This window comes from Pseudoalteromonas sp. '520P1 No. 423', from assembly GCF_001269985.1.
GTDB lineage: Bacteria > Pseudomonadota > Gammaproteobacteria > Enterobacterales > Alteromonadaceae > Pseudoalteromonas.
Genome location: NZ_BBZB01000001.1, coordinates 2167170 through 2180740 on the forward strand (window position 1 = coordinate 2167170; position 13571 = coordinate 2180740).

Genomic DNA, 13571 nt, shown 5'->3' on the forward strand with positions numbered 1-13571 from the left:
AGAGATGACTTTGCATATAGATTATCAGTTAAAAAAAAGCCAAAAACGTAAAACAATTGCCATTAATATAAAAAACTCTGAAGTAACCGTATTAGCACCTCATTTTGTTCCAAAGTCATATATAGATGATTTGATTATAAAGAAACACCAATGGATAAATAATAAAATTGCTGAGCAACAATTAAATACCGATGCAATTAAAAATAAAAAATCACCGTTGGAAACACAATCATTTAAATTATTTGGTGAAACGATTTCAATACAATTGCTGCGCTCAAATGTATCTAGTATTGAGTTTGATGGTAAAACCTTATTTTTATCTGCAGCAAGTAGAGTCAAAAATTTACAAGCGCATTATCAAAAACAATTAAAGGTTTTTTTAAAACAAAGTCTTGATTCATACTTAGATATTAAATTGCCTGAAGTATCTAATTATATGGAATTGAGTTTTACGAACTATCAAATAAAAACTTATAAGAGAAGATGGGGGTCATGTAACTCAAAGAAAGAATTAACTTTTAATGTTTTATTAGCTGGCGCACCTAAGTGGGTGATTGATTATGTGATCGTGCATGAAATCTCCCATCTAAAATACTTAGATCATAGCAAGCGTTTTTGGCGATTAGTAAACAGTCATTATTCAAATGTAACGGAGGCTGAATCTTGGTTGAAAATAAATGCAATGAGTTTAGATATTTGAACTGGAATTGGTGTTTTATACGAAAATTATAAGATGAGTAGATAAAGGCATAGCTGTATAATGAAGATATTAAATAAAATTTTAATTATTTAGAATAGTAGGTAATTTGAAACTGGTGGAGGGAGGTGGATTCGAACCACCGAAGGCTGAGCCGTCAGATTTACAATCTGATCCCTTTGGCCACTCGGGAACCCCTCCGCAGTATGCGGCGAATAATAATATTGAATTATTAAAGCTTGTATTCACACTTTACTCGGCCAAGAAAAAAGTGGTGGAGGGAGGTGGATTCGAACCACCGAAGGCTGAGCCGTCAGATTTACAATCTGATCCCTTTGGCCACTCGGGAACCCCTCCAGAACACGAAGCGGATATTATCAAAATTATCACGGCTGTAAAGTTATTTTTTTAAATTTATGACTGTTTGCTTGAATACTGCTCATTTAGCTTGAAATGCAATCAATGTAGCTTTATTTATATTGTGTTAGGTTTAGTCTTGAACTAAACCTGAGGTTTCAATTTCAATACTTATCCCCTGACTTTTAATAAAGTGGTCATTCAGCGGGGGACTTAAGGTGTTTAAGAAGTTGTTTCTTTATATGGCGCTTTGATTAAGGAACGCCATTTATTTTATAAAAAGAGCGCAATTTAATTTAAGATATTAATGGTTAGGCCGATAGGGTTTTATCTACCTTACCAAGAGTAATTTGATGCAACTTGAAAATATTTTGACTAATGAAATGCAACTAGGCAATCAATTGTCTCTTTGTGTTGCGCAGAATCGTCGAAATGATTTTTCAATTCTTTTGGCTATGTTATCAAAAGATGCTCTAGATTTTTCTCAGTTTCACTTACCGCAAAGTGACCCTCAAAGTTTTGATAATAAAGATACAAACCTTAGATTATTATTAGGGGCTGCTGCTGAGCAAAAGTTGGCACCATCAGAGTATAATATGTTAATTGGTAAGGAAAACGCTAAAATTATTCAAAATCAAGGAATAGATCAGTTTAAACTGATGAATTGTTTATCACCTGAACCTTTGGCTATTAGAGATGATCTGAGTCATATAAATAGCCAAATTATAGATAATTGTGAATTGTCTGTTAGAAAGAGAATACAGTCTAATGATATTCAGTTAAGTCAAAACCAAATGAATGCGGTAGATTTTTATAATCAGTTACAAGAGCCTAAGTTATACGAACCTTTAACATTACTTCAGGCGTAAATTATCACCTGAAGTAAATTTATCATTTATATCTTTACTGGTAATGACACTTTTTGAATTTTTTATTGCTTCCACAAGGACATACATCATTCCTATTTAGTTTTACTTCTGGTGTATCTTTAATATCACCGTCTAAGTAAAACCACGCACCCTCTACTTTTATAAATTCAGATTTTTCATGTAACGTACAGTAAAGGTTACCAAATAAATAATGGGCTTTGAATTGAACGTAACCTGTATCGGATTGGTCTTGTGAATCAATTATTTCTAGCTTTATAAATTGACAGCTATTAGCAAATTCAGCGATTTCTTTTACTGGATTTTCAGCTTGTTTATCTTTTGCATAGGTATTGAATATATACTTTGCATTACCTTGGGCATATGCACTGTAGCGAGAGCGCATTAAGGTTTCTGATGATTGCGCTATTTTATCACCGTCAATATAAGGTTTACAGCAACTTTCAAAGATCTGTTCATGACCACAAATACACATACTTTATTCAATCTACCTTTAAAAAATTTCTGCAAGTTTAACAAAAATTTTTGAATATTAAATTTTTAACTAAGGTAATGGCTGTTAATTGTTTGTTTTTTATCGCTGAAGCAGTATAGGTTTGTATTTGAAGATATTTTGGCCTTGGTTAATAAATCTAGTTGATAATCATTTAGCATGTTTGTCCAAGTGATCACAGCAGAGAAATTGCCATTATTTAATGCAGAATTAAGCACGTAATCTAAATTTGATAAATGTTTTTGCCTGATCACTAATAATTTTGATTTATCAATTGAACAAGAGTCTAACAGTGATTTACTTGGCACTTGATCTGGTGCAATTAACAGTGTCCAACCGCTTTGGCTGTTATATTGATGCAATATTTTCATTAGCTCAAAAGTAGCTGAAATATCATCTTCAATTTCTATTAGCTGAATAGAAGATTGCGTTTGATTTAAGTCGTAGCTTTTTACAGTTCTAATATCAATTGTTTGCAACATAAATTATCTCACTGGTGATTTATACAGTAGTTGTTGTATACAGTAGTTTATACAGTGGGTTGATGCAAGTACTTTTTGATAATTTTTTAATCAATTATTCACTTTTATTTTGTGATTCAATATAAAATTTATACTCTTCATCTTGAATTTGTTCATAAAGATTAGCAGCTTGGGTTTGTGCATCTTTAATTTGTTTTGCACATAACAGCCTTTGGAGTTTACCTTTAGCTTCTACAGCTTCAATCATGCCTTGTGACTCAGCTAATGTAAGCCAAGTAACTGCGTGATACTCGCTTTGTGGTAATCCATTGCCTTTTGCAAACATTAAACCTAAGTAATATTGTGCTTTAACATGGCCGGAAATTGCTGCTCGGCGCATCCATTTTGCTGCACCGACGTCATTTTTACTTTTTGCCATATGTATTGATGTGGCAAATAATTGCTCTTTACTTGGTTGCAGTTTAGCTGGAGAGGTAAGTGTTTTATGATTAGAATCTATTATGTCGATCAATTTTGAAAATGTATTTAAAAGTTGCTCTTCTAATTCAAATAAGGTTAATTCTTTTAGAGCTGCTTGGTTTTTATCCGTCGTTTCTTCAGTAGCAAGTATTTCAGTTGTATCTATTTTTGTGTTAGCAATTGCAGAATTGTCTAATTCAGAGCTATCTAATTCAGGACTGTCTAATTCAGGGCTATTTAGTTCAGGACTATCTAATTCAGGACTATCTATTTCAGAGCTATCTATTTCAGAGCTATCTATTTCAGGGCTATCTATTTCAGAGCTATCTATTTCAGAGCTATCTATTTCAGAGCTATCTATTTCAGGGCTATCTAATTCAGTGTTATCTAATTCAGGACTGTCTAATTCAGGGTTATCTAATTCAGGGTTATCTAATTCAGGGTTATCTAATTCAGGGTTATCTAATTCAGGGTTATCTAATTCAGGACTATCTATTTCAGGGTTATCTAATTCAGGGTTATCTAATTCAGGACTATCTAATTCAGGGTTATCTATTTCAATACTGTCTATCTCACTATTATCTAATTGAGAATTTTCTAATTTAGCTGAATCTATTTCAATGTTGTCCATAATGCTATATCCACAGTTTATTTTTATACTATGATTCTAGTTTACTAATCAATATAAGCATTATTGAGATCTTTAATAACGCTGTGTTTATTAGAATTTTTACTCCGAGTGTTACGTAAGTTACAATAGCGACACATCTAATTATGCTTCACAACCAAAAGAAATAACTTCATGCTTGAATCTATATTTAAAATAAAATCACAGGGCTCTTCGGTAAAACGAGAATGCATCGCGGGTTTAACAACCTTTATCACTATGGTTTATATTGTATTTGTTAACCCTGCAATGTTAGCTGAAACAGGTATGGATCAAGGTGCTGCATTTGTTGCGACCTGTCTTGCTGCAGCAATTGGGTGTTTTATTATGGGTTTGTGGGCTAATTACCCATTAGGACTGGCACCAGGCATGGGATTAAATGCATTTTTTACATACGGCGTTGTATTGGGCATGGGCTACTCTTGGGAGTCTGCTTTAGGTGCTGTATTTATTTCAGGTTGTATATTTTTATTACTAAGTCTTTTTAAAATTAGAGAATGGATCATCAATGCGATACCAGTTGTTTTAAAACAAGCTATTGCAACAGGTATAGGGGCATTTTTGGCGTTAATTGCTTTGAAAAATGCAGGTATTATAGTTGCAAGTCCGGCAACTTTTGTTCAGCTGGGTGATTTAACTTCATCAGGGCCTTTATTAGCTATTCTAAGCTTTTTTGTGATCGCAGCTTTATTACATAGAGATATAAAAAGTGGTGTTTTATTTAGTATATTTATAGTGACTCTTATTGCTGTTGGATTTGGTTTAGTTGAGTATCAAGGTATTGTATCTATGCCACCATCTTTGGAGCCTACTTTGATGCAATTAGATTTCGCTGCAGCATTTGATATTTCAATGTTAAGTGTGATTTTTGCTTTTTTGTTTGTCGATTTATTTGATACCTCAGGTACTTTAGTCGCTGTTACTCAAAAAGCAGGTTTAACAGACGATAAAGGGAATATACCTCGATTAGGCCGTGCATTAAGTGCTGACAGTACAGCTACAGTTGCTGGTTCAATGCTTGGTACATCAACTACCACTTCTTATGTAGAATCTGTTGCAGGGGTATCTGTTGGTGGTAGAACGGGGTTAACAGCTGTTGTTGTTGGTTTTTGTTTTTTATTAATGTTGTTTTTTGCTCCGCTTGCTGCTTTGGTGCCAGCTTATGCAACAGCTGGTGCAATTTTGTATGTATCAGTATTAATGCTTTCTAACCTTAAACTTGTTAATTGGGATGATATGACAGATGCGATACCAGTATGTGTTGTATTACTTATGACTCCACTGACTTTTTCAATTGCCCATGGTATTTCATTAGGCTTTATATCGTACACCGCAGTTAAGGTATTATGTGGTAAAAAAGAGCAGGTCAGTATGAGTGTTTGGATTTTAACAATTATGTTTGTTGGTAAATTTGCATTCTTATAATTGTTTTTTAACGCGGTAGAACGCCGCGTTTCTCTTTTGTTTTATTAAATTGATGATGGAACTATGTTAGCATTTGGTCTTGCTATCAATATATCGTTCTAATAAAGCCCCAATAAGACTTAATAATTTATTATGAAAATCCTTTTTGATGTTAAACACTTATATTATTTACCGCAATACATACCTGTATATCAAGAATTATTAAAAAGAAGCATTGATTGCGAATTTATATTTTATCATCAGGACGATGAAGCTTTACAACAAATTTGTACAGAAATTGAAGCAAAAGAGAAGCTACCTGTGAAGTGGATAAGTTGTTGGGAAAGTGCCTTTGAATATTATCAAAACATAAAGGCTGATTGGATTATCTTTGGTAATGCTGTAGGTGATATTGATAAGTTGCATCCCTTTAGTAAAACAGCACTCATGCAGCACGGTATAGGTCCTAAAAGTTGCTACTATGATGTATCTCAAAATTTAACAACTGTACGGTTTGTTGAAGGGCAGCATAGACTAAAGAGATTAAAAGACTTATATCCCAAGGGAAACTTTGTTGACACAGGATATGCTAAACTAGACCCTATTTTTTCAAAAAACAACAATTTTGCAAATCAACTTTCTTTAGAAAACTTTGGTTTAGATCCAAATAAAAAAACCATTTTATATGCGCCTACTTTTTATCCAAGTTCTTTAGAGTGTTTTGATAAAAAATTCCCGAAAGATTTTGAAGATTATAACATAATCTTAAAGCCTCATTTTTTCTCTGTTACTAAAAAGAAATATATAAGGCAAAACAAGTTACTCCATCTATGGAATCAATATGATAATGTGTATTTAGCACCAACATCATCATATAATTTACTGCCTTTTATGGCTATATCAGATGTTATGATTTCAGATGCATCTTCGGCAATTTTTGAATTCGCAGCTTTGAATAAATCTGTAATTTGGTGTGATTTCTACAAGTTACGCTGGACTTATAGAGGTATATTTAGCTATCGATTTAAACAACGCTTAGATTCTGATATTGATTTTTTTCATCAATTATCGGAGCAAGTTTCTAGCTATCAAGTATTACAATCAGCCCTTGATAAAGTAATAAAAAATCCAGAATTGAAATCTGAAAAAAGAATTGAATTAACTGAGCAATTAGCAGGTCAAACAGACGGCTGTTGTTCGTTCAGAATCGCTAACTATTTATTGGAACATAAATGAGAAAAATTATAACATTTGGCACTTTTGATGTATTTCATGTTGGGCATGTGAATATTTTAGAGCGTGCTAAAGCTATGGGCGATTATTTAATTGTTGGTGTCTCTTCAGATCAATTGAATATGTCTAAAAAAGGCCGTAACCCTATCTACAGTGAAGATGATCGTATGCATATCATTAAAGCGCTAAGTTGTGTTGATGAAGTGTTTTTTGAGCATTCACTTGAGCTTAAAGGTCAGTACATTAAACAGTATGATGCTGATGTACTTGTAATGGGTAACGACTGGGAGGGGCGTTTTGATGAATTTAAAAATATATGCGAAGTTAAATACTTCCCTAGAACACCATCCATTTCAACAACAGAAATAATAGAAGTGGTTAAATCAATTCCAAATAAGTAAAAAATATTACTTATTTGGCTTAGAAAATCTTAACTCAACTTCATATAATTTAAAGCCTTTCTAATCTTGTACTTTCTAATAAGATTTAAAGGCTTTTTCTTTACGCCTTGCGTTATCACTTCATCAACGGCATCTAAGATTCGGCTAGCGCTTTTTCCATCTTGATAAGGGTGTACTTGAGACACATAATCTTGAATAGATTGAATTTCGGTAGGTGTTAAATTTAATGCTTGTTTTACTATTTTGTGCAAGTTTTCTGGTTTATCGAAATCTAATAAACATGCTTGTGGTTGGCTGTTTTTATAGGTAATTACACATTTTCCCATAATAAGTGATTCGTCAACAACGCTTGATGTATCAGAGATAACAATATCTGCTTCTTGTATCAAAGGCACTATATTATCTGCATCACATATTTCAAAGTTTTCGTTTTTAAAATCAGAATAAGGCTTTATCCACTCAGGTTTCATTTTAGGGTGAAATTTAATTTTTATTTGATACTCACCCCCTAAAGCAAGCTTTTTAATTTCATCAACTAAATCTGTTGCAGAAGTCAGACTAGGTGAAAAGGTAGGAGCATATAATAATATCGGTTTTTTATTATTTACTTTTTGATAATTCACATAAGGATCTAACTTGGGCCAACCTGTTTCAATGACTTCAAAGTGCTTATGCTTTTCTTTTAATTTATTAAAAGGGATCGTTGTGAGTGGTCCATGGGTACAATATAAATCATAAAAATCACGGATCACAAAATGTCCTTGTTTTTTATATTCTAAACCATGAAATACTTGTACTTTAATACCAGGAAAGAAATCTGGAACGATATTACCTGGCACAAAAACAGCAATTGGATTATAGCTTTTTACCTCTTCTACACTTGTTAAATATTTTTCATCATTATTTAAGCTATCAATAGAAACGTTTTTACCATTTAGATACCATGCAACCTCATCACCACGAGATAAAATTTCGGTTTGAAGGGGTCTTAAAATTGCAAAACTGTATGGTTGTTGTACAAAAAATAGATATCTTTTTATCATGAATTAATTTATAAATTTAGAAAGGTAAACTTTTAAAAACAGTAACAAAAAAACAATATCGAGGCAATTAAAAAAGGCGAGCATTAAGCTCGCCTGTATGGGGGAAACTGCTATGGATGATACCAATTCCACTAAATATGTGACCAATCTAAATGGTCTAAATATACAATAGCTGCGTTGCTTTCAATCCCAATAGCTAGCTATTGCTCAATCAAGCGCCTTGCTCTTGAAAATTTATCCTAATTTATATTAGATCACTAACTTAATAGAATTGGTATTAGCCAATAGCATAAAAACAACTAAAACCGGGCAAGGTGATCTTATTTGCTTTGTATTGACCTTTGTTGTGAGACAAAGGATTCAATTGGGTACTTTTAATTTTATCGTGTATTTTAAGTTCAGCACTTTGATTGCTTAAATTAAAACAACATAGTATTTTTTGTTCATCTGTTTGGCGCCAAAATGCAAGAATCGGCTCTTGTGTTTCTATAAATTCAATTGTACCAACCACCAAAGGAGGGTAATCTTTTCGCCAATTTAAGAATTCTCTATATGCATTAAGCATAGAGTTTTCATCTAGTTCTTGTGAGCTGGCGCATTTTTCTAAATGTTGCTCTGATAACGGCAGCCAAGGTTTATTTTCTGAAAAGTCACCATGGAATGTGTTAGTCCAAGGCATAGGTGTTCTACAACCATCTCGTCCTTTAAAGTTTGGCCAAAAAGTAATGCCATAAGGATCTTGTAGATCTTCAAACTTCACATCGGCTTCACCTAGACCTAACTCTTCACCTTGATACATACACACACTGCCACGTAATGATGCTAGCATTGCAGTGAGCATTTTTACTTGTACAGGGTTAACACCTGATTTATTCCAACGACTTGCAACACGTTGCACATCATGGTTGCTAAACGCCCAGCATGGCCAGCCTTCAAGCATTTGTGATTCTAACCCTTGTACTGTTTCACGAATGTACTTAGCGCTATAATCATCGGTTAATAATTCAAAGCTATAACCCATATGTAGCTTGTCACCATCTGCTGTGTATTCAGCCATAGTTGCAAGTGAATCTTCTGAAGATATTTCTCCAAGAGATACAGTGCCTGGGTATTTATTTAATAAATCACGTATTTCTTTCATAAAACCTAAATTTTCAGGCTGGGTATTATTGTAATAGTGATATTGAAAAGCGTATGGGTTATCTTCACTAAAACCACGACCCTCACGTTTGTCTTCTGGTTTTGCTGGGTTATCTCTTAGCTGTGCATCATGATAACAAAAATTAATCGCGTCTAATCTAAAACCATCAACGCCTTTTTTAAGCCAAAACTCGATATTATCTAATACATGTTGACGTACTTCTGGATTATGGAAGTTTAAATCAGGCTGCTCAGTTAAAAAATTATGTAAGTAGTACTGTTTACGTCTTGGCTCCCATTGCCAAGCAGGGCCGCCAAATATAGATAGCCAGTTATTGGGCGCTGTACCATCTTGTTTTGCATTTGCCCATACATACCAATCAGTTTTGGTATTTGTTAAATCAGTTCGACTTTCAGTGAACCATGCGTGTTGATCTGATGTGTGACTGAGTACTTGATCAATAATTATTTTTATATCGCGTTGATGAGCTTGCGCTATTAAATCATCAAAATCGGCAATATTGCCAAATAAAGGGTCTATATCTCTATAATCACTAATATCGTAACCGAAATCTTTCATTGGAGATTTAAAGAAAGGAGAAACCCATATCGCATCAACACCTAGGCTTTTTATATAGTCTAAACGGCTTATAATTCCAGGAATATCACCTATACCATCATTATTAGTATCTTGAAAACTACGAGGATAAATTTGATATATAACGGCTCCCTGCCACCAATCTTGCTTAGCCATACTCTTCTCCAAAACCTCATTAACCAAAGGCATATTTATATCGCGGTTAATTTATTTTTTATTAAATAATTTGATTTTGTAAAAAGCATACGTGATCCAATTTTTCCTGTAAAAACCCTACATACGTATGCATAAAAATTAATTTTTAAAACTTGCTGCCAAGATATTAAGAAAGGGGTTTTTAACAGGAGTATTATTTTTTAAAGTGATATTGACCAATTTACGAAAGTGGAATTTAAATATTGTATTTATTAGTTCTGAAATTGTATGTAAATGCTATTTGTACTGACTTTTATGGCTTTATTAAAATTTAACAATTGGTATTACCAATTAACAATAAATTAAATACTGTGTTTTTATAATTACCAAGTTATGAGTTATTGTTTCTATTTTGACTTGTGATTTATAATTAATTAAATGTAACAGCAAGCTATATATAACCTATCGTAAAATGCTGTTAGCGATGTCTAAATGTATCAAAATGCAACTAATGAACGCTTACGCTTTGTTTTTAAGAGCTTTGCAGTATAGTTTGTAATTAACTTGTAAATAAAAGTGTAACTAAATTTTACTGAATACGTATGCAGTGAGTTGTCTCAGTTGCAATGTGTCCGTTATGATTTTTATGACAACAAATGCAACCCATTTTGGTGCAAGGCTAGTTTGTAATGGCACTTAAATTGGAACTAATAAATGGTTATTCGGGGTAATAAAATGTCAGTATTCAAACCAAGTATATTAACACTCGCTTTATTAAGTGCTGGAGTCGGTTCAGTTTCAGCATACGCAGCAGAAGAAACACAAAAAGAAAAAGAAGCAGCTGCTAAAGAAGTAGAAGTAATAGAAGTACGCGGGTTTCGCCGTAGTATTGTTGAATCTATCAATACAAAACGTTTTTCATCAAATGTAGTTGAATCAATTTCAGCTGAAGATATTGGTAAATTACCTGATTCATCTATTGCTGAATCAATTGCCCGTTTACCAGGCTTAGCAGCACAACGTCTTGATGGTCGTGCAAGCCGCGTAAGCATTCGTGGTTTTGGTGAAAATGAAAGCGGCACTACATTTAATGGCCGTGAACAAGTTTCAATTAGTGATAACCGTGGTGTTGAGTTTGATTTATATCCTTCGTAAATCATGAGTGGTGTAACAGTTTATAAAACGCCTAATGCAACACTGGAAGGTGAAGGTATTGCGGGTGTGATTGATATGCAAACTATCAAACCTTTATCTCAAGATGGTCAAGTTATTCAAATCAATACTCAATTTGAAAAAACTAGCTTTGATAAATTAAATCCAGATGGTGAAGACTCTGGTTTTAGAGGCACTTTTTCATATTTAGATCAATTCGCTGACGATACAATTGGCGTTGCATTTGCACATTCTAGTATGAGTTCACCAAATCAAGAGAAACGTTGGAATGCTTGGGGCTACCCAGAAGCAACTGCTAATGATGGTAAAACATATTCAATTTTGGGTGGTGCTAAGCCATTTGTACGTTCTTCTGAATTAGAACGTGATTCAACTATGTTAGTGATTGAAGCAGCGCCTAATGATCAATTACGTATGACGTTTGATGCTTTATATGTTGATTTTTTAGATACGAAAATCCTACGAGGTATAGAAGTACCATTTGCTTGGGGTCAAGGTAACGTTTCAGCTTTAGAAGTTGATGAAGCGTCAGGTTTCATCACAAAAGGTATGACAGAGGGTCAGCGTGTTGTTGTACGTAATGACCATGAAGAGCGTAAAGCAGAATTAACTTCATTTGGTTTTAATACGCAATATGACTTAAATGATAACTGGTCATTAGAAGTTGATGCGAGTTATTCAAATGTTGAGCGTAAAATTTGGAGTATGGAAAGCTACTCAGGTACTGGTCGTGGTGATAGCGAAGGTGTAGCTGACAATATTGGTTATGAGTTTAACTCAGGGAATACAGGTGCAACATTCTCACATGAACTGGATTACAGTGACTACAGCTTAATTCAATTAGGTGGACCACTTACTTGGGGTTGGAGTGGTGCGTTAAACGATAGTTTAGGCATTACTGGCACACCACTTGAAAATACAGGTCAAGATGGCTTTATTAATACGCCAACAATAGAAGATGAATTAAAAGCATTAAAATTTGCCGCAACACAAAACATTGAGTCTGACTTTGTATCTAAACTTACTTATGGTGTATCACGTAGAGAGAGAGAAAAGCAAAAAGAGTCTGAAGGTTACTTTATGACTGTAAATGCATTTCCTGGCACTTTAGTCGTGCCAGAGCAATATCGTAAAGGGTCAGTATCACTCGACTTTATTGGCATGGGTGACATGATAGCCTATGATTCTAAAGGCCTTATTGATGATGGGTATTATTCATTATTAGCTGAAAGCCTAACAGACTCTAAGCATGCAACTAGATCATGGACAGTAAAAGAAGAAATTACCTCTGCCTATGTACAGGCTGATATTGATACTGAAATTGCTGATATGGCGCTAACAGGTGGTGCCGGTTTACGTTATGTCCATACACAACAGTCATCACAAGGTTCTGCATTTAGTACAAATAGCGATGGGTTAGTCGTTGCATCACCTACAGATATTAGCCATAGCTATTCTCATTTATTACCTAGCTTAAACTTAAACTTAAAAATTGATGAAGCACAATCTTTACGCTTTGGTATTGCTAAAACGATATCTCGTGCAAAAATGGATGATATGAATGCATCTATAAGTGCTACTTATAGCCAAACTAAACCTGATGATAATGGGAATTACTGGAGTGTCAGTGGTGGTAATCCTGAGCTTGAACCAAAAGAAGCAACGGGTATCGATTTATCGTATGAAAACTACTTTGATGATGAAGGTTATTTCTCTGTTGCATTATTCCACAAAGACTTAAATCAGTGGGTTTTTGATGGTAACTACGAAGTAGATATGACTGGGGTCGCAGATCCTGCAACAGGTATTATTCCTGAGCATTCAACTGCGACAGGTAGTGGTAAAGTCAATGGCGGTGGTGGTAGTTTATGGGGCTATGAGCTAGCAGTCACTTTACCATTGAACTTATTTAATGATTCTCTAGATGGTTTTGGTTTCATGGCTAGCCACACTGGTATTGAGTCTGATATGGAAGACCAAAATGGTGAAGAGTATGAGTTACCAGGCTTATCAGATACCATTCAAAGCTTTACCTTTTACTATGAAAAGTCAGGTTTCCAAGCCCGTGCAAGTATGCGCAAACGTAGTGATTTTAAAGGTGATGTATACGGCATAGGTTTTGATTCACAACAAGTTAATATTCTAGGTGAAACAATTTGGGATGCGCAAATTGGCTATAGCTTTGAAGAGTTTGATAACGAGAACCTAAAAGGTTTATCTTTATCATTACAAGTTCAAAACTTAACTGAAGAACCTTTCACTTCTTTAAGTGGGGATAACAAGTTACAAGTACGTGATTACCAAGATTATGGTCGTACCTATTTACTTGGCCTTAGCTACAAATTTTAATTTAAGTTTATAAACATAAGCCCTTGAAATGATTATTTCAGGGGCTTTTTTGT

The 13571-nt window shown here is 34.0% G+C and carries 10 protein-coding genes, 2 tRNA genes and 1 pseudogene; 6 read left to right on the forward strand and 7 right to left on the reverse strand.

Annotated elements, in window-relative coordinates; translation table 11 throughout:
- Positions 1–4 precede the first annotated feature (4 nt).
- Positions 5–700, forward strand: coding sequence for a M48 family metallopeptidase (locus PSA_RS09905; protein WP_082305695.1), 696 nt, complete (start codon positions 5–7; stop codon positions 698–700).
- Positions 701–813: 113 nt separating this feature from the next.
- Here the strand turns inward: PSA_RS09905 and PSA_RS09910 are convergent.
- Positions 814–898, reverse strand: a tRNA-Tyr gene (locus PSA_RS09910).
- 71 nt (positions 899–969) lie between these two features.
- Positions 970–1054: transfer RNA gene (locus PSA_RS09915), tRNA-Tyr, on the reverse strand.
- Between the two features lie 353 nt (positions 1055–1407).
- Here PSA_RS09915 and PSA_RS09920 point away from each other — a divergent pair.
- Positions 1408–1923: a VC2046/SO_2500 family protein gene (locus tag PSA_RS09920; protein ID WP_042144985.1), complete on the forward strand. Its 516-nt coding sequence runs from the start codon at positions 1408–1410 to the stop codon at positions 1921–1923.
- 34 nt (positions 1924–1957) lie between these two features.
- Here PSA_RS09920 and PSA_RS09925 read toward each other — a convergent pair whose 3' ends face one another.
- The 3 genes from PSA_RS09925 to PSA_RS09935 all read right to left on the reverse strand — a co-directional run bounded on the left by PSA_RS09925 (position 1958) and on the right by PSA_RS09935 (position 4006).
- A complete protein-coding gene (locus PSA_RS09925) occupies positions 1958–2416 on the reverse strand; it encodes a YchJ family protein (protein WP_042144986.1) in 459 nt (152 codons plus the stop codon).
- A gap of 65 nt (positions 2417–2481) precedes the next feature.
- Positions 2482–2916 (reverse strand): SulA-like leucine-rich domain-containing protein, encoded by a 435-nt coding sequence (locus PSA_RS09930; RefSeq protein ID WP_042144989.1) that lies wholly within the window; start codon positions 2914–2916, stop codon positions 2482–2484.
- Positions 2917–3010: 94 nt separating this feature from the next.
- Positions 3011–4006 carry a tetratricopeptide repeat protein gene (locus PSA_RS09935; RefSeq protein WP_052379954.1) on the reverse strand — a complete coding sequence of 332 codons (996 nt, stop codon included), beginning with the start codon at positions 4004–4006 and terminating at the stop codon, positions 3011–3013.
- Between the two features lie 171 nt (positions 4007–4177).
- On the opposite strand from PSA_RS09935, the gene PSA_RS09940 reads away from it, so the two are divergent.
- The 3 genes from PSA_RS09940 to PSA_RS09950 all read left to right on the forward strand — a co-directional run bounded on the left by PSA_RS09940 (position 4178) and on the right by PSA_RS09950 (position 7080).
- The gene (locus PSA_RS09940) at positions 4178–5467 is read left to right on the forward strand and encodes an NCS2 family permease (RefSeq protein WP_042144991.1); all 1290 of its coding nucleotides are present in this window, start codon (positions 4178–4180) and stop codon (positions 5465–5467) included.
- A 132-nt stretch (positions 5468–5599) separates the two neighbouring features.
- Positions 5600–6682, forward strand: a complete 1083-nt coding sequence (locus PSA_RS09945) for a CDP-glycerol glycerophosphotransferase family protein (RefSeq protein WP_042144993.1) — start codon at positions 5600–5602, stop codon at positions 6680–6682.
- Positions 6679–7080, forward strand: a complete 402-nt coding sequence (locus PSA_RS09950; RefSeq protein ID WP_042144995.1) for an adenylyltransferase/cytidyltransferase family protein — start codon at positions 6679–6681, stop codon at positions 7078–7080. The genes PSA_RS09945 and PSA_RS09950 overlap by 4 nt, the downstream gene beginning before the upstream one ends.
- A 29-nt stretch (positions 7081–7109) precedes the next feature.
- Here PSA_RS09950 and PSA_RS09955 read toward each other — a convergent pair whose 3' ends face one another.
- Positions 7110–8123 (reverse strand): CDP-glycerol--glycerophosphate glycerophosphotransferase, encoded by a 1014-nt coding sequence (locus PSA_RS09955; protein WP_042144997.1) that lies wholly within the window; start codon positions 8121–8123, stop codon positions 7110–7112.
- 277 nt (positions 8124–8400) lie between these two features.
- Complete coding sequence (locus PSA_RS09960) at positions 8401–10017, reverse strand: alpha-glucosidase family protein (RefSeq protein ID WP_042144999.1); 1617 nt, start codon at positions 10015–10017, stop codon at positions 8401–8403.
- Positions 10018–10731: 714 nt separating this feature from the next.
- Between PSA_RS09960 and PSA_RS09965 the strand changes: the two are divergent.
- A pseudogene (locus tag PSA_RS09965) lies at positions 10732–13518 on the forward strand (TonB-dependent receptor).
- Positions 13519–13571 lie beyond the last annotated feature (53 nt).